Consider the following 23,443-nt stretch of genomic DNA (forward strand, 5'->3'; position numbering starts at 1 on the left):
CTTCAGGCTGCACGTATCAGGTGTTCGTGGGCTGCTTCTGCGCGGGCCAGTATGGTTTCCGCGACGCGCAGGCCAGATTTCAAGCCATCTTCATGAAAACCATAGCCTGTCCAGGCACCGGCAAACCAGATATTTCTCCTGCCCTGAATATTTCCCAACTGACTTTGCGCCCTGATTGCCGTTGCATCAAATACTGGATGGGAATAATCAAAGCTATTGATGATACTGGCCGCGGCTGGCTCCTCGACAGGATTCAACGTGACGATGACCGGTGTCTGGAAAGGCAGAGGCTGTAATTGATTAATCAGGTAGTGCACACAGACACGCGGCTCGCTGCCGCTTTCGCTTTGGTAATTCCAGGCCGACCAGGCTTTTTTATTTTGTGGCAAGACACTGGCATCCGTATGTAGCACTGCGCGATTTGCCTGGTATTTAACCGATGACAAGATCTGGCGCTCTGCCAAGTCAGCATCTGCCAGCAGTTTCAGGCTTTGATCGCTATGACTGGCGATAACTACATGGTCAAATATTTGTGTGCCATGCTTAGTTTGTACAGCTATGGCACCTGGCGCTTTTTCGCGCACGCTCAAGACTGGGGTCTGCAGATGCTGATGGGCAATCAGTGGCAGGATTTTTTCTACATATTGCCTGGCGCCACCTTTAACGGTTTGCCATTGCGGTCTGTCATTGACTTGTAGCAAGCCATGGTTATGGCAAAAATTCACGAAGGAAGATAAGGGAAAAGCCAGCATGGTCTCAGTTGGACAAGACCAGATGCAGGCTGCCATGGGTAGCAAATACCACTGACGGAATTCCTTGCTATAAGCATGTTGGGCCAGGAAGTCGCCCAAGGGCTGCTGGAAATCTTTATGCTCTCGTGTGGTTGCCAGCGCCGTGGTCTGTTTATTGAAGCGCAAGATATCGCGCAACATGCGCAGGAAAGCCGGGTTCAGGATATTGCGGCGCTGGGCGAAAACCGTGTCCAGATTGGCACCTGCCCATTCCAGCATGCGTCCACTGGCTTTATCTCTCGGTATTTTGACGGAGAAAGACATATCGGTCGCAACGGTGGCGATATCCAGCTCTTGAAGCAGCCTGACCAGATGAGGATAAGTCTTGTGGTTAAACACCAGGAAACCTGTGTCAACGCCATAGGTCTGGCCCTCCAGACTGACATCTACCGTATGTGTATGCCCACCAAAATAGTTATTGGCTTCAAACAGGCTGATTTCATAGCCTGCTTTAGAAAGCTCATAGGCGCAAGACAAGCCGGAGATGCCGGAACCGATGACAGCGATTTTCATAGTCTGATTTTTCTCAGGAAATGGTGAAAAATGCATTTTTAAGGCACAACCTTGATCCAGTCTGAAAATTGCCAGGGAGAAGGTCTTCATATCTCTACTTACGCAGGCTGCAGGCTTTTGGATTCAGAAGTCTTGGATACAGGCATGATCGATAATTACTCTGATAAAAAAAGCTGCTTTGAGTTAAAATATGACCATTAATTTCATTTTGTGACTGGTTGGTCACAAAATATACTACAAAGTTTTTACTTCTGCAGAAAAATAATGGAAATCCGGATTCCTTTTAAAAAACAACAGTTTGATGCGCGTGAAGTTGCCATCATTGATGCCGTCAACCGTCTTTTATCAGAAAAAGGTTATGACTTAATGACAATGGATGATGTCGCCGAAGCGGTGGGCATCGCCAAGGGCAGCTTGTACAAGCATTTCTCTTCCAAGGAAAAACTGGCAGGCGCAGCCATGACGCGGCTCTTGAAGGCGACCCAGGCTGAACTCGATACCCAGGCAGCGGACATGCCAGCCATAGATAGGATCAGGCATATCCTGGCCTGGTCTTTGCGCTTGCGCCTGCAGGGCGGCGTGCCGCATCTGCCATCGACCAGCCTGGCCTTGCAGCGCAGTTTGATGTTGAATCTCGATTATGTGATGGTGGCCTTGCGCGTCAACAAGCGTTTCTATGCGCTGGTGGCGCAAGCCAGAGAGCAGGGCGCTTTGACACCGCTGGTGCCGGATGATGTGCTGGTCTACACCCTGTATTCACGCGCCTGCGATCCGACCATGGAATTTTTATTGCGTGATAAACGTTTGACGCATGAGCAGATAGTCGACGCCATGGTGCATGCGACCATAGGTGGGTTTTTGTCAAATGAGGCGAGGAAAGTTGAAGCAAGTACCAAATGAGTCTGTGCTTGCCTTGTAGGAGCGGCTTCAGCCGCGAATGCCAAAACAACTGGACTGATTGACACGGCCAGCTGTTCGCGGCTAAAGCCGTTCCTGCAAAATCAATGCCCTTGGTTTCTTGAGAGACTTAGGCTGTATCTTTATTTCCACCAGCCAGGTGAAGGGCTTGCTGCAAGATGCTGATATCACCGATGTGATTTGCCAGCAGCAAGATCAGCCTGGCATTCAGTGCAGCGCTGACGTCATCGCTGAGGTCGCGGTGACTGTCTATCAATAGCTGATAAAAATCATCGCCCGCACTGTAATCACGTTGTGTTGATTTGTCTGGGTAATGGAAATTGGCTTGCAGGTTCAAAGGCATCATGCCGCTCCTGATGAATTGCCGCAGGCAGTTTGTACTGCGTGGCGTACCCGATTAAGTTCAAATTGTTGCCAGCGTGCAGTCAGGTGTTGATCAGGCCTGAGCAAGTGATAGCTGCCATTGCCTGCACAATAACGTTGGTGTAGCAGGCCCTTGATGTCAGTCAGGACCAGATAGCCATCAAGTAAGTCTTCCTGTTTGTTGATGATGAGCGTGATTACCTGAATTGCATCCTGTTCCAAAGCTTTCATCGCCGCCAGATGAGCATCAGGAATGTCTGCTACAGCATCGCAGAAATACAGGCCATAAAAAACTGGCTGCAAATAATCAATCAGGAATCCCGCTTTACCATGACAACAAACAGGTCCATCTTCAAACGGCGCGCCAATTTGCAAAGCCGTATCAAAGCTGCCATCGTCCAGTGTATTCAAAGTGGAATCAGACAAAATACTCGGTACTGACAAACGACCAGAATTGACTAGCTTGCGCGCAAACACATGTTCCTGTGCCAGGCTCAATACGGCGTTGCGAAAGCATTTGCTGATGGCACTCTTGGGTGTGATGAAATCAGTAGAGCGCGTGGAATTCAACAAGTTTTCATCTGCTGCAAATACGCGTTCATTGGAATACGTATCGAGCAAGCTGTCTGGTGCTTTTCCATCAACGACCAGCTTGAGTTTCCACACAAGGTTATCCGAATCCTGTATTCCGGAATTCGCACCGCGTGCACCAAAGGGTGACACCTGATGCGCGGCATCGCCAGCAAACAGTACACGGGCATGGCGGAATTTTTCCATGCGACGACACTGGAAGGTATACACGCTGACCCATTCGAGTTCAAATTCCCTGTCATCGCCCAGCATGGCCTTGATGCGCGGGATGACGTTTTCGGGTTTGCGTTCTTCCACCGGGTCGGCATCCCAGCCCAGTTGAAAATCGATGCGCCAGACATTGTCGGCTTCGCGGTGCAGCAGCACCGATTGATTGGGATGAAAAGGCGGGTCAAACCAGAACCAGCGCTCTGCCGGAAAGTCCGCTTTCATGACGACATCGGCAATCAGGAATCTATCCATGAACACCTTGCCTTCGACTTCCAGACCCAGCATCTGGCGCAGAGGGCTGCGCGCACCATCGCAGGCGATCAGCCATTCTGCTTGCAGGCTGTAATCACCTTCTGGTGTGGCTATCTGCAAGGTGGAAAATGCTTCGCCCTGTTCAATGGCAGTGACACGGCTTTTCCAGCGCAATTCTACGCCCAGCTCCATAGCTCGCTGGACCAGAAAATCTTCCAGATAATATTGCTGCAAATTCACCATGCCAGGGTGCTTGTGGTCAGGCGCAGGCAAGAGATTGAAATTGAATACTTCATGCTTGCGAAAAAAAGTGCGCCCTACATTCCACTCCACACCCTTGTCACGCACTGCCGCTGCCACACCCAGCCTGTCAAGTATCTCCAGCGTACGCTTGGCATAGCATAGCCCGCGGGAACCTACTGACACCGTATCGTCATCATCCAGCACCAGCACATCCAGGCCCTGCAATTGGCAATCTATCGCCGCCGCCAGACCCACAGGACCAGCACCGACGATGACAACTTTGCGGCGCGTGACTTCCCTTATCCGCAACTCCGCTGGAGTTACAAAAGGGAATTTTTGATATTGATAGGTGCTAAGCAAAATGCGGCTCCAGTGACGACATTAAAGCTAAGGAAACTTCGATCACCTATACACCGTAGGAGCGGCTTTAGCCGCGAATGACCGGTATGGCAAAATTTTCGCGGCTAAAGCCGCTCCTACAAAATTCAGGAAGCGCTGATTCGAAAGTTTCTCTGTACAGACAGATCTTAAGCTTATCCCTCCAAACTCTTCCACATCTCCACATCCCGCTCCGCCGTCCACACTCGCGGATCAACATGTCCCGATGCTTCATCAAAAGCCCGCGTCACATCAAATGGCAGGCAATGATCAAAAATCACCCAGTGGCCATACTTGGGTTTCAAAGCGGCATAAGTATTTTTGTAGATGGTATTGAGGTCATGTTGCTGCTGTTGCCCGGCCTTCACGCTAGTGAATAAATCGCTGATAAAGGAGCGGGTTTCGCTGAGCCCCGCTGCCACCAGTTCTGGGGTAGTCAGGGCAGCACCGCGGCCAGGCACTAGTTTCTCGGCTTTCATCGCTTCCAGATTGGAGAGGGTTTGCGGCCAGTCTGAATAATAGGCATCTCCCGCATAGGGTGTCGCACCAAACTCCACCAGGTCACCAGAGAACAAGACTTTTTCTTGCGGCAGCCAGACGATGGTGTCGCCCTTGGTATGGCCACGGCCTACCTGCATGAGCTTCACTTCTAGCTTGCCCAGCCAGATCGACATTTCACCTTTGAAGGTAATCGTAGGCCAGGTCAGGCCGGGTACGCTTTCAACATTGCGGAACAGGCGCGGGAAGCGACCTATTTCGCTCTTCATGTCAGCATCACCACGTTCGACGATGAGGTCATAAGTATCGCGACTGGCGATGATATGCTCCAGTCCCTCGGCGACATAGCCGCTGGCACCAAGTACGCGCACCGCATGGTAATGCGACATCACGACATATTTGATGGGCTTGTCAGTGACTTCACGGATGCGGCGCACCACATCCTGCGCCATGATGGGCGTGGCCTGGGTATCAATGACCATGACGGCATCATCACCGATGATGATGCCGGTATTTGGGTCACCTTCAGCCGTATAGGCATAAGCATGTTCGGATAATTGCTGGAAGCTGACTTTCTTTTCTTCCAGGTCAGCGTGGGAGGCAAATTGCTTGGTGCTCATGACTACATCCTTTGATCGTTGCGGGCATGCTTAAAAATGAAGCATGCGACAGAAAACAAGAATAAGCATTAATTCGTTATTTGTAAATGCATTTGTTAATAGTAAAATGAATTCAGCTTAAACGAGAGACCGGTATGACAGAGAAAAACAAGCAAAGACGCGGCATAGGCGCGATAGAAGTCGGTGGCCTGATCCTGAATGCTCTGGTCGCTTCTGGCCGCGCCATGTCCCTGGGTGACTTGGCGCGTGAGAGTGGCATGCCTGCTTCCAAGGCGCATGCCTATCTGGTCAGCTTTGGCAAGCTGGGGCTGGTGGAGCAGGATGCGGCAACTGGAGCCTATCAGCTTGGCCCCTTTGCCTTGCAAATGGGGCTGGTTAGCCTGCAGCAAATGTCACCGGTAAAGCTGGCAATACCTGAGATTACCCGTCTGGCCACCATGACAGATCAAACCCTGGCACTGGCAGTGTGGGGTAGCCATGGTCCTACCGTGGTGTATATTGCAGAATCGAGTCGCCCTATCCATGTGAATATGCATGCGGGCTCGGTCATGTCCATGCTGGGTACTGCCACAGGGCTGGTGTTTTCTGCTTTTTTGCCGCAAGCCCTGGTTGAGAAGGTGATTGCCAGGGAGCTCAAAGATGAATTGGTGATAGGGCAAGCCGGGGTGCAAATGACAACTCAGGATATCGCCAGCGTACTGACAGAGGTGAGGACGCAAGGCTTGGCCAGGGCGCAGGGTTTGCCCATACCCGGGATCAACGCCCTCAGTGCGCCGGTATTCAATCATGCCCAGGCTCTGAGTCTGGTGATTACCGCCACTGGCCCCAAGGGTAGTTTTGATACCACATGGGATGGTGAGCTGGCAATGGCTTTGCGTGCCAGCGCCAGTTACTTGTCGCATCAACTGGGCTATATGCCCAAATAGCCAGTCAGGTTTATTGCTCTGCCAGCGCCTTTTCTACATCAGCCACCAGTTTTTTGTCATCCGGTGTCGTCACGCTGGAATAGGCGGCAAGCACATTGCCTTTGCGGTCTATCAGGTATTTGTAAAAATTCCACTTCGGCGTTGTGCCTGTTGCCTTGATCATCTGGGCATACATGGGATTGACATCTTTGCCCATGACGGCAGACTTGGTGAACATGGGGAATTTCACGCCATAAGTGTTGAAGCAAAAATCGGCAATTTGCTTGTCATTGCCAGGTTCCTGCTTGCCAAAATCATTCGATGGAAAACCCAGCACTACCAAGCCTTTCTCCGCATATTTGGCATACATGGCTTCCAGACCTACATATTGCTTGGTAAAACCACAATAACTGGCTGTATTCACGACCAGCGCTACCTTGCCTTTATATTGGCAAAGATCCTGTGGTGCTTCGTCTTGCAGGCGCTTGAATTTGTGGTCCAGCACAGCCGGGCAAGCATCTGCGGTATCTGCCCATGCCCCCATAGAGCCACTGATCAAACCCAGAAAAACAGCAACTTGAATTGGTGTGCGTCGCAACATGGTTAACTCCTGAAGAAGAGAATGTCATCTTAGCGCAGTATTAGGCAAATATGTAGATTGAAGACCAAGTGTTTAAGTTGAGGTGCTAACAGCCAGCATCTCTCTTAAACAGACAGCACAACGAAAATCGTACGATATTGACATCGAACATTTCTGCGCCTCTGTGGTGAGATTTTGACTTTAAGTCATTCAATTTCGTATATGACTAAATCGCATATAAAACATCGAAACACTTCGTTTTAATTTATATAGAGCCGTTTTATCCTGTACTCCTCATAAAAATTATTATTACCCGGACCTAGAGATGACGATTAAAAAGATAAGCCTTACAGCTAGCCTGGCAGTCAGCTTTGCCACTGTATTTACCACTGCTGCATTGGCGGCAGATATCAATCTGCTCAATGTGTCCTATGACCCTACCCGTGAGTTATACCAGGATGTGAACCAGGCGTTTGCCAAACAATGGAAAGCCAAGACCGGTGACAATGTCACCATCAAGCAATCCCACGGTGGTTCTGGCAAGCAGGCGCGTGCCGTGATTGATGGCCTCGATGCTGATGTAGTCACCCTGGCGCTGGCCTATGACACTGATGCCCTGGCCGAAAAAGGCTTGCTCGACAAAGCCTGGCAAAAACGCTTGCCTCACAATGCTTCGCCTTATTCTTCTACCATCGTCTTCCTGGTGCGCAAGGGTAACCCCAAGGGTATCAAGGACTGGGCTGACATCGTCAAGCCTGGTGTGGCAGTCATTACACCGAATCCAAAGACTTCGGGTGGCGCACGCTGGAACCACTTGGCAGCCTGGGGCTATGCCCTGAAATTGCCAGGCGGTAGCGAAGCCACAGCAAAAGAGTTTTTGTCCAAGCTGTATAAAAACGTACCGGTACTCGACTCTGGCGCGCGCGGTGCCACCACGACCTTTGTTGAACGCGGCATAGGCGATGTTTTGCTGGCCTGGGAAAATGAAGCCCTGCTGGCCATCAAGGAACTGGGCCCGGACAAGGTGGAAATTGTCGCCCCATCCACTAGCATTTTGGCTGAACCTTCAATTGCTGTGGTTGATAAAGTGGTTGACCGTCGTGGTACCCGCAAAGTGGCGGAAGCCTATCTGAACTATCTGTACACCGACGAAGGCCAGGACACCATCGCCAAGCACTACTATCGTCCGACCACAGAAAAAGCTTCAAAAAAATATGCAGCGCAATTCCCTAAAGTGAAACTGTTCACCATCGATGACACTTTCGGTGGCTGGACCAAGGCGCAAAAAGAGCATTTTGCAGACGGCGGGATTTTCGACCAAATTTATCAACCAGGTAAAAAGTAATTTTCAGTATTCAGGAAAACCGGAGGCAAGAATATGCGCATCTTACTGCTGTCGGGAAGCCCGTCTTCCCCTTCACGCTCAGCCCGCCTGCTGCACCACGTGGGTAATCAGCTCAATGCCCTGGGGCAGCGTACCAGCAGCCTGCATGTCAGAGACTTGCCTGCCCAGGCTTTGATGCATGCCGATTTTTCTGATCCTGAACTGGCGGCTGCCAAAAGCCTGCTGGCGAAAGCCGAAGCCATCGTGATTGCAACGCCCATCTACAAAGCAGCTTACAGTGGTTTGCTGAAAAGCTTTCTGGATATCCTGCCGCAAGATGGTCTTGCTGGCAAGCTGGTGTTGCCGCTGGCAACCGGTGGCAGTCAGTCACACATGCTGGCACTTGATTATGGCTTGCGCCCGGTGCTGGCATCCTTGTCGGCTCGTCATATCCTGCCCAGTATTTATGCTACGGATGCGCAAGTCACCTGGTCTGATTTGCAAGGTTTGCAACTCGATGCGACGATACAAGAACGGGTTGAAGATGGCGTACAACTCTTGCTCGATAGCTTAAGTATTTTACGTAATCCCTTGCATGCCATACCCGAGCTAGTGCTGCCTTGCTGACACACTAAACAGATATATAAACCTTACTTGCATTTTTCTTGTGCTGGCAGACCAAGCCTGGCAGGGGGAAGTCTTGTCCAAAATATGAAAGCAAAAGATGAGCCGCAAATTTCAGATCTCCAGCAAGGAAAAACGTCTTACTCTGAGCCGCTTGTCGGCATTGACAGCCGCCGCACTGAGCGTGGTCTTGCCGAAAGCCTTTGCGCAGAACAAGAGCAGTTTGCGCATAGGCTATCAGAAATATGGAACCCTGACCGTGCTCAAGGGGACAGGGGCGCTGGATAAGCGTTTGGCAGGCTTGGGTGTGGATGTTAAATGGACAGAGTTTCCTGCTGGCCCGCAATTGCTGGAAGGCTTGAATGTAGGCAGTATCGATTTTGGTACAACGGGTGAAGCGCCTCCTATCTTTGCCCAGGCTGCCGGTGCAGATTTGCTGTATGTAGGCAATGAGCCACCAGCCCCCGGCGGTGAAGCCGTCATCGTACCCAAGAATTCTCCCTTGAAATCAGCAGCAGACCTCAAGGGCAAAAAAATCGTTTTGAACAAGGGTTCCAACGTCCATTATCTCTTAGTCAAAGTGCTGGAAAAAGCAGGCCTGAATTACAAGGATGTCGAAGTTATTTTCTTGCCGCCTGCTGATGCCCGTGCGGCATTTGAGCGTGGCAGCGTGGATGCCTGGGCGATCTGGGACCCTTTCCTGGCGGCGGCTGAAAAGCAATTGGGTGCCAGGATACTGGTGGATGGTAAAGGTGCCGTCAGCAATCATCAGTTCTATCTGGCAGCACGGCCCTATGCGCAAAAAAGCCCGGAAGTCTTGCGCATCGTTCTGGAAGAACTAGCCAAGCTTGATGAATGGGGTGCAAAAAATCACAAGGAAGTCGCCAGCATACTGGCAACGCAAACCGGGCTGGAAACCAGCATCGTGGAATTGTCGACTTCCCGTTTTGGCTTTGGCGTCAAGCCACTGACAGAACAAGTCATCAAGGAACAGCAAAGCATCGCCGACACCTTTGCTGATTTGAAACTGATACCCAAGCGTATCAATATCCGTGATGCCGTATTTGCGGCCAAGACCTGAGGCGCATGATGAGATTGTTTTCCATACGCCGCCTGTTACTGGCATTTTCTTTGAGCATATTGTCTGTAGCCAGCCTTGCTGCAAGCGCTGACTTGTCCAAAGACTTGCCTAAGGAATTACGCATAGGTTTCCAAAAAAGTTCAGTCAACCTGACTTTGCTGAAACACAGGCAGGCGCTGGAACAGCAATTGAAAGGCGTCAAAGTTACCTGGTTTGAATTTACTGCAGGCCCGCAAATGCTGGAAGCCTTGTCAGTAGGCAGCATAGACTTCGCCACTACCGGTGAACCGCCACCGATATTTGCCCAGGCTGCCGGTAGCAACCTGGTGTATGTCGGTGCCGAACCGGCCAAGCCTGGTGTCAGCGCGATCCTGGTCAAGCAGGACTCGCCTATACGCACGCTGGCAGATTTGAAGGGCAAGAAGATCGCCATACAAAAAGGCTCTAGCGCCCATTACCATGTCTTGCGCGCAGTACAACAAGCTGGCCTGCAATGGTCGGACATCACGCCCGTGTATCTGGCACCGGCCGATGCTCGCGCTGCATTCGAGCGCGGCAGTGTCGATGTCTGGGCCATCTGGGACCCATACTGGGCGGCGATTGAACAAAGCGCAGCACCAAGAATACTGGTAACAGGCAAAGGCTTGGTCAACAATCTTTCGCACTATTTGTCAGCACGCAGCTTTGCTGACAAATACCCCAAAGTCATACAAGTGCTGTTTGAAGAATTGACGCGCAGCGATACCTTCGTACAAAAGAACCGTGATGAAGCGGTAGCCATCATTGCTGCCAGTACAGGCCTGGATAAGCCAACTATCGCCAGTTTCCTGGAACGCAGGCCGCGTTCACCCGTGGTTTATCTGACCCAGAACATTGTCGATGAACAGCAAAGAGTCGCTGATAATTTTTATCAGCAGAAACTGATACCCAAGGCGGTTAAAGTACGTGACGCAGTATGGCTACCACCAGGCACGAAATTGTAAGTGTGACACTGCAAAAAACACAGGAGCAAAAAATGAGTTTGAATATATTCTGGTTCATCCCTACCCATGGTGACAGCCGCTACCTCGGGACTACACAAGGTGCACGCCAGGTCAATTACGATTACCTGAAGCAGATTGCAGTTGCTGCCGATACCCAGGGCTATGACGGTGTGCTCTTGCCTACAGGTCGCTCATGCGAAGATGCCTGGGTGGTTGCCTCCAGTCTCATCGGTGCCACCAGCAAGTTAAAATTCCTGGTGGCGATACGACCTGGCTTGAGCAGCCCAGGTCTGGCAGTGCGCATGGCCGCGACATTTGACCGTCTGTCCAAGGGACGTTTGCTGATCAATATCGTTACCGGTGGTGACCAGGGTGAACTGGAAGCCGACGGTGTATTTGCCGATCATGAAAAACGCTATGAAATCACCGATGAATTCTTACGTGTCTGGCGCGCTTCGCTGGCAGGCGAAGGTGGCGACGCCGGTTATGATTTTGAAGGCAAGCATATCAGCGTCAAGGGTGCCAAGACCCTGTATCCAGCTATACAAAAACCCTATCCGCCCTTGTATTTTGGTGGATCTTCTGAACCCGCACATGAGCTGGCGGCAGAGCAGGTGGATGTCTACCTGACCTGGGGTGAGCCACCAGCAGCCGTGGCCGCCAAGATCGCTGACATGCGCGAACGTGCAGCCAAACATGGCCGGACTTTGCGCTTTGGCATACGCCTGCATGTCATCGTGCGCGAAACCAATGAGGAAGCCTGGAAAGCGGCAGAAGACCTGATCCGCTATGTCGATGATGAAGTCATCGCCCGCGCGCAAAAAGCCTTTGCGAAAATGGATTCAGTCGGCCAGCAACGCATGATCGCCCTGCATGGTGGCAAACGCGACAAGCTGGAAGTGTCTCCCAATTTGTGGGCTGGTGTCGGCCTGGTGCGTGGTGGTGCTGGTACGGCCCTGGTGGGTGACCCTGAAACTGTGGCGGCACGCATCAAGGAATACCAGGCACTGGGCATAGATACCTTTATCTTTTCTGGTTATCCGCATCTGGAAGAGTCTTACCGTTTTTCTGAATTGGTCTTCCCCCTGATAGGCAAGGAAGTGCCCGGTGTTGCCAGCAGCCTGACCGGCCCGTTTGGTGAAGTCATGGCCAATGGCATCGTCCCCAAGGTATCGCAAAGCTAGGGAGGCAGTATGGGACCCATGATTACAGAAGTCAGCGAATTCGCCGCCACTTATGCGCAGGGCGGTTCTGCCTATGAGGCACAGTTTGCCGCTGGCAAACCAGATGTCTTTCGCCAGGCCAGTGTGCGCCTGCTGAAGCGTGGTCTGCCCTGGCTGGTGCCGGTCACCTTGATAATGATCTGGCAAGTGGCAGCACAGTCAGGCTGGTTATCCAGCCGCATTTTGCCCGAACCACTGGCGGTATTGAAAGCGTTCTGGACACTGACGGTCTCAGGTGAAATCTGGGTGCATGCGAAGACCAGTTTATGGCGCGCGATTTCGGGTTTTGCTGTGGGTTGTGGGCTGGGTCTTTTGCTGGGTTTGCTGACTGGCAGTTTCCGTTTTGCTGAAACCTTGCTGGATACTACCCTGCAAATGATCAGGAATATTCCTGCCCTGGCCCTGATACCGCTGGTGATCTTATGGTTTGGCATTGATGAGGCAGCAAAATTATTTCTGGTATCGGTAGGCGTGTTCTTCCCGGTTTATCTGAATACTTTTCATGGCATACGCACCGTCGATAAAGGCTTGATAGAAATGGCGCAAAGCTATGGCCTGTCTGGCTGGGCCTTGTATCGCGATGTGATCTTGCCGGGTGCCCTGCCTTCGATACTGGTAGGTGTGCGTTTTTCCCTGGGTCTGGTGTGGGTCTTGCTGATCGTAGCTGAGACCATTTCTGCCCAGGCTGGCATAGGTTATATGACCATGAATGCGCGTGAATTTCTGCAAACGGATGTGGTGCTGGTAGGCATACTCTTATATGCCTTGCTGGGCAAGCTGGCGGATGTCTTGTCCAAGCTGGTGGAACAGTATTTCCTGCGCTGGCATCCTGCTTACCAGGGGAGGGCTGCATGATGCGTCAATTTCCAGAATTTCCCATCAGTGCTGTGCAAGACATCATTGCCTTGCGTGAAGAGCTAGATGGCGACTGGGCGCAGACGTCCATAGATGGCTGGGGTATAGCTGAGAAACAGGAGAGTCGTGGCACGGCTCTGAATTTGCGTGGCATACAAAAATCCTATCAGGGCCGCCAGGTACTCAAGTCCTTGAATCTGCAAGTGGCGGCAGGTGAGTTTGTGGCTGTCATTGGTCGCAGTGGTTGCGGTAAAAGTACTTTGCTCAGATTGATTGCCGGTCTCGAGCAGGCAGACAGGGGCAAGCTGGAATTTGGTACAGGAAATTCCAGGCAAAAACCGGATACACGGGTGATGTTTCAAGACTCACGTTTACTGCCCTGGAAAACCGTCATCGCCAATGTGGCCCTGGGTTTGACGGGGGGGCAAGCCCCGGCCCGTCAGGCCCTGGAAAAAGTCGCGCTGGCAGAGCGCGCTGACGAGTGGCCATCGGTATTGTCTGGTGGCCAGCGCCAGCGTGTTGCGCTGGCAAGGGCACTGGTGCACGAGCCAGCCTTGTTATTACTCGATGAACCTTTGGGCGCACTCGATGCACTGACCCGCATAGAAATGCAAAACCTGATCGAAAACCTGTGGCAGCAGCGTGGTTTCACTGCCGTACTGGTGACCCACGATGTGCAGGAAGCCATTGCCCTGGCGGATAGAGTGATCCTGATAGAGGATGGCCAGATCACACTGGACACACGTATAGCCTTGCCGCGACCACGGGCGCGTGGCAATCCAAGATTTGCCGAGCTGGAAGAGCGTATCTTGCAGCGTGTTTTACAAAAACCTTCAGCAGCACCAGACACCGAACAGTCGCTGCTGAGGACTGTCAGCCAGGTTGCATGGGCAATCTGATTGTTTAACTAATTTAAGGAATTATCATGAGCATACAAGCTATCAACGTCCGAAATCAATTTCGCGGCAAAATCAAGGCCATCATCGAAGGATCTGTGGTGTCTGAAGTCGATGTCGAGACACCCGCAGGCATAGTGACTTCTGTCATCACTACACGTTCCATCAAGGACTTGAACCTGGTCATAGGTTCAGAAGTTGTGGCGCTGGTGAAAGCGACAGAAGTTTCTATCGCCAAGTTATAGATAGAATTTTTAAACTGAGGCAGACATGCATTCTCTTGCATTGCAAAACTACCTGAGTCGTCTGCAAAGTACGCTGGCTACCACCAATTTATGGCTGGATGAACAAGGGCGGGCACGCGGACGTTATTTTAATTCCACTCTGACCAGCGCCTTCCAGGCCATACGCGCTGGTGATGATGGGCGTATTGTTGCCTATGAGGCGTATGCCCGCAGTTATGCCAGTGATGACCAGGGCTTGAATATCTGGAAGTTGCTGGAAAATGCCGCCAATGATGATGAATCAGTGGAACTGGACCGCTTGTGCCGGCTCTTGCATACCCTGAATTTTTACCGGCAGCCAGAAAGTGCCAAGCTGGATTTATACCTCAGTGTGCACAGTCGCCTGCTGGCGGCGGTGGAAGGCAATCATGGCATGGCATTTCGCCGCATCCTCGATGTGCTGGAATTGCCTCACCAGGACATCGTCTTGCAATTACCCTTGATCACGCCTAGCCAGCGCTGGGTCCTGACCCATGTGGCAGAGAATTACAGGCGCAATGGTTTTCGCATAGGCTTGCATGCCAGCAGCCTGGAGCAGGCGACAGACTTGCTGGAGCGCATACGTCCGGCTTCCATCAAGGTCGACATCAGTCTGGCTAATGATGAGCAAGCCCAGGTGCGCTTGCTGGAACAGGCCGATCGTGGTCAATGCCATATCATCTTCAGGCGTATAGAAAACCAGAAACGCCTGCAAGCGCTACGTGCAGGGAACCAGACGGCCAGCCCGTATCTGTTGCAGGGTTTTTTGTTTGATTTACCCAAGGCCGCCTTGTTGAGCCGCGATGAAGCTTACCTGGTATTCGACTATCAGGAAGAATTTAAGCTGGCCTGAGTTTTTGGCTGGCCTGGCCAGACTGAAAAAAAACGATTTATGTATTTGGCCCCTTATGCTGATTCTGCATAAGGGGCTAGATGCTGTTTACTTACAAAGTTTGATAAAAATGAGCAAATTAATCACAAATGCATTGTTGCTTCAATAATTTTTACCTATATTTTCCTCCAGGATAGCGATCTATATATGAAAAATGCATTTAGGAATGATAAAAAATTCGTTTTCTATATAACAAAATGCTGAGAAGATTGCTCATCGATAGTCAAATCCGTAATAAAGGCTGAGCATGGCGCAGTTTCTAGGATCAAATAAAAGGGCGAGACGGGTGATACCCGGTTTTCATCTTTCCCTGGGTTTTACCCTGTTTTATCTGGGCTTGATCGTCCTGATACCTCTTTCTGCTGTCTTCCTGAAAACTTTCACCATGAGCTGGGAAGCATTTTGGAACACGGTCACTTCTGATCGTGTCATGGCATCTTACCGCCTGACTTTTGGTGCTTCTTTGCTGGGGGCGCTGATCAATGTTTTCTTTGGTGGCATCGTTGCCTGGGTGCTGGTGCGCTACAAGTTTCCTGGCAAGCGCCTCATCGATGCGCTGGTGGATTTACCCTTTGCCCTGCCTACAGCAGTGGCAGGCATCACCCTGGCGACCCTGTATGCGCCAAATGGCTGGATAGGAAAACTGCTGACACCACTGGGTATCAAGGTTGCCTATACGCCACTGGGCATCCTGGTGGCCCTGACTTTCATAGGCTTGCCTTTTGTTGTACGTACCGTACAGCCCGTGCTTGAAGAAGCAGAAAAAGAACTGGAAGAAGCCGCAGCCAGCCTGGGTGCCAACCATTTGCAAACTTTCTTGCGCGTGATCTTGCCGAGTATTTTGCCAGCCTTGCTGACTGGTTTTGCGCTGGCTTTTGCGCGCGCCACTGGTGAATATGGCTCGGTGATTTTTATCGCTGGCAACATGCCCATGATTTCTGAAATTACACCGCTATTCATGATTACCAAACTCGAACAATACGATTATGCCGGGGCAACCGCGATTGCCGTAGTCATGCTCTTGCTGTCATTCAGTCTCTTGCTGGCGATTAATGCCCTGCAAGCCTGGACACGCAGCCGTCAAAATGCAGGGAGAGATTAATGACTGCTGCAACTCTCACCCCACCACTGGCTGTGCGCCGACATGAGCCTGTGATTACACCAGCAGCAACCATGGAACCGCTGTGGGTACGTATCGTTTTATCTGTGCTGGCACTGGCTTTCCTGACCCTGTTTTTATTCATCCCGCTGGCAGCGGTTTTTGCCGAGGCACTGAAAAAAGGCTGGGAAGTTTATCTGGCTGCCATCGTCGAAGCCGATGCCTTGTCAGCCATTAAACTGACGCTGATCGCAGCGGGCATAGCCGTGCCTTTGAACCTGGTTTTTGGCGTGGCTGCAGCCTGGACTATCGCCAAGTTTGAATTCCGCGGCAAGAATGTTTTGCTGACCCTGATCGATTTACCATTCTCGGTATCGCCCGTGATTTCTGGCCTGATCTATGTCTTGTTGTTCGGCGCGCAAGGCTGGTTTGGCGAGTGGTTGCGCGAGCATGAAATCAAGATCCTGTTTGCCGTGCCAGGTATTGTGCTGGCCACCATCTTTGTCACCTTTCCTTTTGTCGCGCGTGAACTGATACCACTGATGCAGGCGCAGGGCAGTGAAGAAGAAGAGGCTGCTCTGGTACTGGGTGCATCCGGCTGGAAGACCTTCTGGTACGTGACTTTGCCGAATATCAAATGGGGTTTGTTGTATGGCGTGATCCTCTGTAATGCGCGTGCCATGGGTGAGTTTGGTGCGGTATCGGTGGTCTCTGGCCATATCCGCGGCGAGACCAATACCATGCCCCTGCAAGTCGAGATTTTATATAACGAGTACAACTTCACTGCTGCCTTTGCTGTCGCTTCATTGCTGACCCTGCTGGCCTTGCTGACACTCGCACTGAAAACATTAGTCGAATGGCGCACCAATGAAAACCGCCAATTGCCTCAGGAATAAAAGAGAAGGGGTTCACCGTGAGTATCGCTGTCAATCAATTACAAAAACGCTTTGGTAGTTTCACTGCTCTGGACAATGTCTCGCTGGATTTCCCTAACGGGGAGTTGACGGCATTGCTGGGACCATCAGGCTGTGGCAAGACCACCTTGCTGCGCATCATCGCTGGCCTGGAATATGCCGACAGCGGCCAGGTTTTGCTGGATGGCCAGGATGCCTCGGCCCAGCATGTACGTGAACGCCAGGTTGGCTTTGTGTTCCAGCACTATGCCTTGTTCAAGCATATGACGATATTTGAAAACATCGCTTTTGGCTTGCGCGTCAAACCGCGCCATCTGCGTCCTTCAGAAAGCGAAATCAAGGAGAAGGTCACCAAGTTACTGGAACTGGTGCAACTGGACTGGCTGGCGGATCGTTATCCACCGCAATTGTCAGGTGGCCAGCGTCAGCGTATCGCCCTTGCCCGTGCTTTGGCAGTGGAGCCGCGCGTACTCTTGCTGGACGAACCTTTCGGTGCGCTCGATGCCAAGGTGCGCAAGGAATTGCGCCGCTGGTTGCGCCGCCTGCATGATGAATTGCATGTCACCAGTATCTTTGTCACGCATGATCAGGAAGAAGCGCTGGAAGTGGCTGACAAGATCGTGCTCATGAATCACGGCAAGGTTGAACAAGTCGGTGCGCCGGCTGAGGTCTACCATCATCCAGCTACGCCTTTTGTGTATGGCTTTTTGGGGAATGTGAATCTGTTTCGTGGCCGCATCCATGAAGGCATACTCGACGCCGATGGTGTGCCTTTTGAAGCCCCAGGCCATGCCGATACCCGCGATGCATTTGGCACTGGATATGTACGTCCCCATGAACTGGAGATAGACCGTTATTCTCCAGGTGCAGCAGGTCTGAATGTGCAATTACGGCGTGTCCACAGCATAGGCCCGCTGGCCCAGCTGGAACTGGAAAGGGACGATAACGGCGCACTGGTCGAAGCCATGATTTCGACAGAACGCTATGAACAACTGAAACTCAAAGTCGGTGAAGCTTTAGTGGTACGCCCTAAGCGTCTCCATGTCTTCGTCGATACTCAATAATTAAAAAATAAGGTGCCCTATGAATTTCCAGCAATTACGCTCCATCCGTGAAGCTTCTCGCCGCGGTTATAACCTGACTGAAGTGGCAAATGTCTTGTTCACTTCCCAGCCTGGTGTCAGCCGCCAGATCCGTGAACTTGAAGAAGAACTGGGCGTCGATATTTTCGAACGCAATGGCAAACGCCTGACTGGCCTGACTGAGCCAGGCAAGGATATTTTACCCATCATAGAAAGACTGTTACTGGAAGCAGAAAACCTGCGCCAGGCTGGCGAGGACTATTCTGACCAGTCCAAGGGTACGCTGACGATAGCCACTACCCATACCCAGGCCCGTTATGTCTTGCCCAAGGTAGTACAAGGTTTCCGCCAGGCTTTCCCGGATGTGCGCATCGCCTTGCAACAAAGTTCGCCTGAGCATATTGCTGAATGGGTATTGTCTGGCAAGGCGGATATTGGTATTGCTACCGAAGGCCTGTCGCAGTTCAAGGACCTGGCTTCTTTCGCCTGCTATGAATGGAATCACGTCGTCGTCGTACCAGAAGGCCATCCACTCTTGAACAAAGAAGAACTGACGCTGGAAGATTTGTCGAATTATCCATTGATTACTTATGATGTTGGTTTTACCGGCCGCGGCCATATTGATGATGCTTTCCGCCTGGCGGGTTTGCGTACCGATATCGTCCTGACAGCCATGGATTCTGACGTTATCCAGCAATATGTGGCTTTGGGCCTGGGTGTGGGCCTGGTAGCATCGATGGCGATAGAAGTACAGCGAGCGCATGGCCTGAGGACGATTTCTGCCAGCCACTTGTTTGCTTCCAATGTTACCCGCCTGGCCGTGCGTCGCGGTGCCTATCTGCGCGCCTATACCTATGAATTCATACAACAATTCGCGCCCAATCTGGACAGGGATGAAGTCAGACAAGCCATTAGCGATGCAGAAACCCTGTAAAGCCTGTGGTGTTAACCCAGATATCCGCGGCTTGTTGCTTTATTACCTGAATTTGCCTTAATTTTAGGCAAATCAGGCGCTGTCGTGAAGGCGTCACATCTCTCTGGTAAAATTAGGCAAATTATTCTAATTTCCGCAATTTTTATCAGAGGTTGACCATGCTTTACCCTGAATTGTTTAAGTCTTTGGAGCAAGTGCGCTGGAATATGGAGTCAGACATCCCCTGGGATAAGTATGACGCCAGCAAGCTGACGCCTGAGCAGGCACAAACCATCAAGATGAATGCCATCACTGAATGGTCTGCCTTGCCAGCGACAGAAATGTTCTTGCGTGACAACCGGGGTGACAGTGATTTTTGTGCCTTCATGTCGGTCTGGTTTTTTGAAGAACAAAAGCATTCCCTGGTCTTGATGGAATACCTGCGTCGTTTCCACCCTGAGCTGGTGCCGACAGAGAAAGAACTCGACAATGTACGTTTCGAGTTTGATCCAGCACCACCGCTGGAAACTCTGATGCTGCATTTCTGCGGTGAAATCCGTTTGAACCATTGGTATCGCTGTGCGTCTGACTGGCATACCGAACCTGTCATCAAGCATATCTACAAAATCATCAGCCAGGATGAGGCTCGCCATGGTGGTGCCTATTTGCGCTATATGAAAAAATCCCTGGCAGAAGCGGGTGATGTGGCACGTGCTGCGTTTTCCAAGATCGGCGTCCTGATGGCATCGGCCAGACGCACGGAAAAGCCTTTGCATCCTACTAACTTGCATGTCAATCAGGCACTGTTCCCGAACGACACCATACAATCACGCCTGCCAGACCCAGACTGGCTGGAACGCTGGCTGGATGGCCAGATCAAGTTCGATGGCGTCTGGGAAAAGAAAGTCGTCGACCGTATTTTGCACAATATGTCGCTGCTGTTCGAGCGTACTTTTGAAACCGTGCAAGACTTGAACCGCTATCGCAAGGAAGTCGCGCAAAGACTGCTTATTTTGCCTGGCAGCTTGCCTAGCGCTGCATAAACCTGGTGTGAGCCTGTACAATCGCCGCTAATCATTAGCGGCGTTTTTGTTTATAAATTCAAGACCGTTCAACACAGAGACACAGAGGTGGCACAGAGGGGCACAGAGAAGTAAAAGAGAGAAAGTGCAAGCGAACGATTGCGACTCGTAGGTTGGGCTACGCTTCATCAGCCCAACACTCGGCATATAAATAACGTATAAGTTTATCAAGGGCACAGTGTTGGGCTGGTAAACCGTAGCCCAACCTACAATAAAATACGATTTCGGTTTTCTCTATGCTTTTCTCTGTGTCTCCGTGCCTCTGTGGTGAGCGGTTTTCGTAAAAATCCCACAAAGTTTCCTATGCCCGAATTCGAAAAAAAACTCTCTACACGCGACGAACTGAGCGAGCGTGTGCGTGCTTTACCCAAACCCGTCGTCATGACCAATGGCGTGTTCGACATCCTGCATCGTGGCCATGTCAGCTATCTTGCCGATGCACGCGCCTTGGGTGCTTCGTTGGTGGTTGCCGTGAACACGGATGCCTCGGTCAAGCGTCTGGGCAAGGGGGATGACCGGCCTGTCAATTCCTGTGAAGACCGCATGGCGGTATTGGCGGCGCTGGAGGCAGTCAGCCTAGTGGTGGAATTTGATGAAGATACTGCTTTGCAAGCGGTGCTGGCGGCGCACCCGGATATGTATGTCAAGGGTGGCGACTATGACATGACGGCCATACCGGAAGGCCAGGCAGTGCTGGCTTATGGCGGCGCAGTGGCGGCCATCGATTTTGAACATGACCGTTCGACCAGCAAATTACTGGCCAGGGTGCGCTCAGGCATTTAAGGTTTTTTGTCGTTGTAGCAGGATTTCAAATTCTTCTGGCGGCAGCGGTTTTGAGAATAGATAACCCTGGGCAAAGTCGCAACCGGCCTGCTTCAGCAAGTCATGTTGCTGCTGTGTTTCCACGCCTTCGGCCACCACTTTCAAATCCAGCTTGTGGGCCATCATGATGATAGCTTCTGACAAGGCAATATCACTGGTATCTGCTGCCAGGTTGCGGATGAAGGATTGATCTATCTTGAGATAGTCGATGTCAAATTTCTTCAGGTAGGACAGTGATGAATAGCCAGTCCCAAAATCATCCAGCGCGACTTGTATGCCGGCATCGCGAAATTGCAAGAGTTTGCTGGTAATTTTCTGGCTGGCATCAAGCAACAGGCCTTCGGTGATTTCCACGGAAATCGCCTGGCCAGGCAAGTTTTGCGCAGCCAGATCGTGTATCCAGTTGACATAGCGTTCCTGGTCACCCTGGAACTCCATGGGCGATTGATTGATACTGATCTGGAAGTCTGGCTGATATAGTTCACGCCACTTCTTCACCCAGCGCAGGGCTTCATAAAACACCAGGTCACCAATAGCGACGATCAAGCCACTTGTCTCGGCAATGGGGATGAATTCCATGGGGCTGATAAAGCCCAGTTGCGCATGGGGCCAGCGCACCAGGGCTTCGGCTTTTTGTATCAGACCAGTATGGATATCGATGATGGGCTGGAAATACACACACAGGCCACGGTCGGCGATCGCTGCCCGCAAATCCGTCGTCATGCGCAGGCGTGCCAGTGCCGCAGTTTGCAGGCTGGGGGTGAAATAGCTGAAGCGGTTACGGCCCTGGGCCTTGGCAGCATACATGGCCTGATCTGCATGCTTGATGAGATCATCGAGATTATCGGCGTCGCGCGGGTACATGGTAATGCCCACACTGGCAGACAGATAGATTTCCTCACCGGCGAGCAAGAAGGGCGTGGACATGCAGCGTATGATGTTTTGCGCTATTGTTTCTGCCCGGTTGGGTTCATGCATCTCGGGCAGTGAAACGGTGAATTCATCCCCACCCAGGCGCGCCACGGTATCACTCTCCCTGACGCAGGTACGCAGACGGTGGGCGGCTTCTATCAGCAGGGCGTCGCCAGTGGCATGGCCCAGGGTGTCATTCACTTCCTTGAAAAAATCCAGGTCAATGAACAAGACCGCCAGACTCAGCTTATGGCGTTTGCTGAGTTTGATATCGTGATCCAGCCTGTCGTAAAACATGCGACGGTTAGGCAGGCCGGTCAGTGTATCGATGTTTGCCTGCTGCCAGACCAGGGCCTCGGTTTTCTTCTTTTCTGTGATGTCGAGAACTGTGCCCAGCATGCGTTGCGGGCGTCCCTCCCTGTCCCATTCCACCACGGCACCGACCGAGAGTATCCAGCCCCATTCTCCACTGGCTTTCTTTTGCCGGAATTCAACGCGGTATTCCTCGGTCTTGCCTTCCAGATGCTCCCGAAAGGCACGGGCAGCAACAGAAAAATCTTCTGGATGTACTCTGGCTGCCCAGTTCTTTTTATTTTCTTGAAAACTGGCATGCGCATAACCCAGCATGAGTGCATATTCGGGGCTGACGATGGCGTCGCCAGTGCGTACATTCAAATCATATAAACCCTGATGCGTGGCGGACAGCGCCATACGCAGGCGCTCTTCACTTTCGCGTAAAGCAACTTCAGCCTGTTTTCTTTCTGAAATATCAGTATGGGTACCCACCATACGGGTGGGCCTGCCCTGAACGTCGCGTTGTATCACCGTGCCGCGTGTCAGTATCCATTTCCAGCTGCCATCCTTGCACTGGACACGATGTTCGTTGATATAAATCGGCGTCTTGCCATCAAAGTGATCTTGCCTGTCCTGATACATCTGCTTCAGGTCGTCAGGATGAGTGCGTTTGTCCAGTTCTTCGGACAGGTCATCTATCTCATCTTTTTCATAGCCATAGATTTCACGCAGGCGATCAGACAGTATTTCTATGCCGGTTTGTGGATACCAGTCCCAGACGCCGTCACCAGATCCCTCCAGGGCCAGTTGCCAGCGTTCTTCATGCAGATGTAATTGCTCTTCACTTTGCTTGCGCTGACTGATATCAGTAATCATGGCATAACAACCCCTGACCTTGCCATCATGCTCAAACACAGGAAGAATCTGGGCAGAAATAGTGCGGGTGCCGCCATGCAAGTAAGGCACTGTGGTTTCATACGCAATATAGTTACCTGCCAGGGCCTGTTCTACATAAGGCCGCACATGGGCAAAGGCATTTTCACCGATGACTTCGGCCATGTGTTTATTGATGACTGCCGAGCGGGGTATGTCAAACCAGTCTATATACACCTGGTTGATGAATTGATAGCGATAATTTGCATCCACATAAGAAATGCAGATAGGCAGGGCATCGATCAGATGCCGCAGTTGCTGAAGGTTGTCTTCAAATTGCTCGCTTACCGGATTTTGCACTATCTCGCCCTGGCCTTGAAATCTAAGCTCCTGCAAGCATGCTAAAGGATTTTTCAGGAAATGCAGTAAATTTTCAAATACTGTGTGGT

General features: G+C 51.5%; 23 protein-coding genes. 17 read left to right on the forward strand and 6 right to left on the reverse strand.

The annotated features are described in order from the left end of the window. Positions 1 to 2: 2 nt before the first annotated feature. Positions 3 to 1,304 carry an NAD(P)/FAD-dependent oxidoreductase gene (locus ACO0LC_RS16700; protein WP_423005063.1) on the reverse strand — a complete coding sequence of 434 codons (1,302 nt, stop codon included), beginning with the start codon at positions 1,302 to 1,304 and terminating at the stop codon, positions 3 to 5. A 264-nt stretch (positions 1,305 to 1,568) separates the two neighbouring features. On the opposite strand from ACO0LC_RS16700, the gene ACO0LC_RS16705 reads away from it, so the two are divergent. Next, complete coding sequence (locus ACO0LC_RS16705) at positions 1,569 to 2,204, forward strand: TetR/AcrR family transcriptional regulator (RefSeq protein WP_423005065.1); 636 nt, start codon at positions 1,569 to 1,571, stop codon at positions 2,202 to 2,204. A 127-nt stretch (positions 2,205 to 2,331) separates the two neighbouring features. Here ACO0LC_RS16705 and ACO0LC_RS16710 read toward each other — a convergent pair whose 3' ends face one another. From ACO0LC_RS16710 to ACO0LC_RS16720, 3 genes are all read right to left on the reverse strand, one after another. Next, positions 2,332 to 2,565 (reverse strand): DUF2783 domain-containing protein, encoded by a 234-nt coding sequence (locus tag ACO0LC_RS16710; RefSeq protein ID WP_423005272.1) that lies wholly within the window; start codon positions 2,563 to 2,565, stop codon positions 2,332 to 2,334. Next, the gene (locus ACO0LC_RS16715; protein ID WP_423005067.1) at positions 2,565 to 4,241 is read right to left on the reverse strand and encodes an FAD-dependent oxidoreductase; all 1,677 of its coding nucleotides are present in this window, start codon (positions 4,239 to 4,241) and stop codon (positions 2,565 to 2,567) included. Before ACO0LC_RS16715 ends, ACO0LC_RS16710 begins: the two co-directional genes overlap by 1 nt. A gap of 173 nt (positions 4,242 to 4,414) precedes the next feature. Then, on the reverse strand, positions 4,415 to 5,377 hold the full coding sequence (locus ACO0LC_RS16720) for an MBL fold metallo-hydrolase (protein ID WP_110256412.1): 963 nt from the start codon (positions 5,375 to 5,377) through the stop codon (positions 4,415 to 4,417). 134 nt (positions 5,378 to 5,511) lie between these two features. On the opposite strand from ACO0LC_RS16720, the gene ACO0LC_RS16725 reads away from it, so the two are divergent. After that, complete coding sequence (locus ACO0LC_RS16725; RefSeq protein ID WP_423005070.1) at positions 5,512 to 6,303, forward strand: IclR family transcriptional regulator; 792 nt, start codon at positions 5,512 to 5,514, stop codon at positions 6,301 to 6,303. Between the two features lie 10 nt (positions 6,304 to 6,313). Here ACO0LC_RS16725 and ACO0LC_RS16730 read toward each other — a convergent pair whose 3' ends face one another. Then, on the reverse strand, positions 6,314 to 6,826 hold the full coding sequence (locus ACO0LC_RS16730; RefSeq protein ID WP_423005274.1) for a glutathione peroxidase: 513 nt from the start codon (positions 6,824 to 6,826) through the stop codon (positions 6,314 to 6,316). Between the two features lie 361 nt (positions 6,827 to 7,187). On the opposite strand from ACO0LC_RS16730, the gene ACO0LC_RS16735 reads away from it, so the two are divergent. The 15 genes from ACO0LC_RS16735 to rfaE2 all read left to right on the forward strand — a co-directional run bounded on the left by ACO0LC_RS16735 (position 7,188) and on the right by rfaE2 (position 20,876). Then, the gene (locus ACO0LC_RS16735; protein WP_423005072.1) at positions 7,188 to 8,207 is read left to right on the forward strand and encodes a sulfate ABC transporter substrate-binding protein; all 1,020 of its coding nucleotides are present in this window, start codon (positions 7,188 to 7,190) and stop codon (positions 8,205 to 8,207) included. A gap of 33 nt (positions 8,208 to 8,240) precedes the next feature. After that, complete coding sequence (gene ssuE, locus ACO0LC_RS16740; protein WP_423005074.1) at positions 8,241 to 8,813, forward strand: NADPH-dependent FMN reductase; 573 nt, start codon at positions 8,241 to 8,243, stop codon at positions 8,811 to 8,813. 97 nt (positions 8,814 to 8,910) lie between these two features. Next, positions 8,911 to 9,891: a sulfonate ABC transporter substrate-binding protein gene (locus tag ACO0LC_RS16745; protein WP_423005076.1), complete on the forward strand. Its 981-nt coding sequence runs from the start codon at positions 8,911 to 8,913 to the stop codon at positions 9,889 to 9,891. Between the two features lie 8 nt (positions 9,892 to 9,899). After that, positions 9,900 to 10,874, forward strand: coding sequence for a sulfonate ABC transporter substrate-binding protein (locus tag ACO0LC_RS16750; protein WP_423005078.1), 975 nt, complete (start codon positions 9,900 to 9,902; stop codon positions 10,872 to 10,874). Positions 10,875 to 10,912: 38 nt separating this feature from the next. After that, on the forward strand, positions 10,913 to 12,058 hold the full coding sequence (gene ssuD, locus ACO0LC_RS16755; RefSeq protein ID WP_423005276.1) for an FMNH2-dependent alkanesulfonate monooxygenase: 1,146 nt from the start codon (positions 10,913 to 10,915) through the stop codon (positions 12,056 to 12,058). A 9-nt stretch (positions 12,059 to 12,067) separates the two neighbouring features. Beyond that, positions 12,068 to 12,952: an aliphatic sulfonate ABC transporter permease SsuC gene (gene ssuC, locus ACO0LC_RS16760; protein WP_423005080.1), complete on the forward strand. Its 885-nt coding sequence runs from the start codon at positions 12,068 to 12,070 to the stop codon at positions 12,950 to 12,952. Further along, positions 12,949 to 13,851, forward strand: coding sequence for an ATP-binding cassette domain-containing protein (locus ACO0LC_RS16765; protein ID WP_423005082.1), 903 nt, complete (start codon positions 12,949 to 12,951; stop codon positions 13,849 to 13,851). Before ssuC ends, ACO0LC_RS16765 begins: the two co-directional genes overlap by 4 nt. Before the next feature lie 26 nt (positions 13,852 to 13,877). Next, entirely contained in the window at positions 13,878 to 14,093 is a 216-nt protein-coding gene (locus tag ACO0LC_RS16770) for a TOBE domain-containing protein (RefSeq protein ID WP_110256421.1), read from the forward strand. Between the two features lie 25 nt (positions 14,094 to 14,118). Further along, positions 14,119 to 14,964: an EAL domain-containing protein gene (locus ACO0LC_RS16775; protein WP_423005084.1), complete on the forward strand. Its 846-nt coding sequence runs from the start codon at positions 14,119 to 14,121 to the stop codon at positions 14,962 to 14,964. A 286-nt stretch (positions 14,965 to 15,250) separates the two neighbouring features. Further along, complete coding sequence (gene cysT / locus ACO0LC_RS16780; protein WP_423005086.1) at positions 15,251 to 16,105, forward strand: sulfate ABC transporter permease subunit CysT; 855 nt, start codon at positions 15,251 to 15,253, stop codon at positions 16,103 to 16,105. Continuing rightward, a complete protein-coding gene (gene cysW, locus ACO0LC_RS16785) occupies positions 16,105 to 16,998 on the forward strand; it encodes a sulfate ABC transporter permease subunit CysW (protein ID WP_423005088.1) in 894 nt (297 codons plus the stop codon). Before cysT ends, cysW begins: the two co-directional genes overlap by 1 nt. Positions 16,999 to 17,015: 17 nt before the next feature. After that, complete coding sequence (locus ACO0LC_RS16790) at positions 17,016 to 18,080, forward strand: sulfate/molybdate ABC transporter ATP-binding protein (protein WP_423005090.1); 1,065 nt, start codon at positions 17,016 to 17,018, stop codon at positions 18,078 to 18,080. A gap of 19 nt (positions 18,081 to 18,099) precedes the next feature. Continuing rightward, a complete protein-coding gene (locus ACO0LC_RS16795) occupies positions 18,100 to 19,032 on the forward strand; it encodes a CysB family HTH-type transcriptional regulator (RefSeq protein ID WP_423005092.1) in 933 nt (310 codons plus the stop codon). Between the two features lie 158 nt (positions 19,033 to 19,190). Next, on the forward strand, positions 19,191 to 20,054 hold the full coding sequence (locus ACO0LC_RS16800) for a ferritin-like domain-containing protein (protein ID WP_423005094.1): 864 nt from the start codon (positions 19,191 to 19,193) through the stop codon (positions 20,052 to 20,054). Positions 20,055 to 20,396: 342 nt separating this feature from the next. Then, the gene (gene rfaE2 / locus ACO0LC_RS16805; protein WP_423005096.1) at positions 20,397 to 20,876 is read left to right on the forward strand and encodes a D-glycero-beta-D-manno-heptose 1-phosphate adenylyltransferase; all 480 of its coding nucleotides are present in this window, start codon (positions 20,397 to 20,399) and stop codon (positions 20,874 to 20,876) included. On the opposite strand, the gene ACO0LC_RS16810 is transcribed toward rfaE2, so the two are convergent. Further along, positions 20,865 to 23,354, reverse strand: a complete 2,490-nt coding sequence (locus tag ACO0LC_RS16810) for a sensor domain-containing protein (protein ID WP_423005098.1) — start codon at positions 23,352 to 23,354, stop codon at positions 20,865 to 20,867. The two genes, rfaE2 and ACO0LC_RS16810, sit on opposite strands and share 12 nt — an antisense overlap. Positions 23,355 to 23,443 lie beyond the last annotated feature (89 nt).

Source organism: Undibacterium sp. JH2W (genome assembly GCF_049340425.1).
Classification (GTDB): Bacteria; Pseudomonadota; Gammaproteobacteria; order Burkholderiales; family Burkholderiaceae_D; genus Undibacterium.

Excerpts from the sequence above, each read along its gene's own strand:
- ACO0LC_RS16700 (WP_423005063.1), bottom strand. The coding sequence starts at position 1,304 with ATGAAAATCGCTGTCATCGGTTCCGGCATCTCCGGCTTGTCTTGCGCC.
- ACO0LC_RS16705 (WP_423005065.1), top strand. The coding sequence starts at position 1,569 with ATGGAAATCCGGATTCCTTTTAAAAAACAACAGTTTGATGCGCGTGAA.
- ACO0LC_RS16710 (WP_423005272.1), bottom strand. The coding sequence starts at position 2,565 with ATGCCTTTGAACCTGCAAGCCAATTTCCATTACCCAGACAAATCAACA.
- ACO0LC_RS16720 (WP_110256412.1), bottom strand. The coding sequence starts at position 5,377 with ATGAGCACCAAGCAATTTGCCTCCCACGCTGACCTGGAAGAAAAGAAA.
- ACO0LC_RS16725 (WP_423005070.1), top strand. The coding sequence starts at position 5,512 with ATGACAGAGAAAAACAAGCAAAGACGCGGCATAGGCGCGATAGAAGTC.
- ACO0LC_RS16730 (WP_423005274.1), bottom strand. The coding sequence starts at position 6,826 with ATGGGGGCATGGGCAGATACCGCAGATGCTTGCCCGGCTGTGCTGGAC.
- ACO0LC_RS16735 (WP_423005072.1), top strand. The coding sequence starts at position 7,188 with ATGACGATTAAAAAGATAAGCCTTACAGCTAGCCTGGCAGTCAGCTTT.
- ssuE (WP_423005074.1), top strand. The coding sequence starts at position 8,241 with ATGCGCATCTTACTGCTGTCGGGAAGCCCGTCTTCCCCTTCACGCTCA.
- ACO0LC_RS16745 (WP_423005076.1), top strand. The coding sequence starts at position 8,911 with ATGAGCCGCAAATTTCAGATCTCCAGCAAGGAAAAACGTCTTACTCTG.
- ACO0LC_RS16750 (WP_423005078.1), top strand. The coding sequence starts at position 9,900 with ATGAGATTGTTTTCCATACGCCGCCTGTTACTGGCATTTTCTTTGAGC.
- ssuC (WP_423005080.1), top strand. The coding sequence starts at position 12,068 with ATGGGACCCATGATTACAGAAGTCAGCGAATTCGCCGCCACTTATGCG.
- ACO0LC_RS16765 (WP_423005082.1), top strand. The coding sequence starts at position 12,949 with ATGATGCGTCAATTTCCAGAATTTCCCATCAGTGCTGTGCAAGACATC.
- ACO0LC_RS16770 (WP_110256421.1), top strand. The coding sequence starts at position 13,878 with ATGAGCATACAAGCTATCAACGTCCGAAATCAATTTCGCGGCAAAATC.
- ACO0LC_RS16775 (WP_423005084.1), top strand. The coding sequence starts at position 14,119 with ATGCATTCTCTTGCATTGCAAAACTACCTGAGTCGTCTGCAAAGTACG.
- cysT (WP_423005086.1), top strand. The coding sequence starts at position 15,251 with ATGGCGCAGTTTCTAGGATCAAATAAAAGGGCGAGACGGGTGATACCC.
- cysW (WP_423005088.1), top strand. The coding sequence starts at position 16,105 with ATGACTGCTGCAACTCTCACCCCACCACTGGCTGTGCGCCGACATGAG.
- ACO0LC_RS16795 (WP_423005092.1), top strand. The coding sequence starts at position 18,100 with ATGAATTTCCAGCAATTACGCTCCATCCGTGAAGCTTCTCGCCGCGGT.
- ACO0LC_RS16800 (WP_423005094.1), top strand. The coding sequence starts at position 19,191 with ATGCTTTACCCTGAATTGTTTAAGTCTTTGGAGCAAGTGCGCTGGAAT.
- rfaE2 (WP_423005096.1), top strand. The coding sequence starts at position 20,397 with ATGCCCGAATTCGAAAAAAAACTCTCTACACGCGACGAACTGAGCGAG.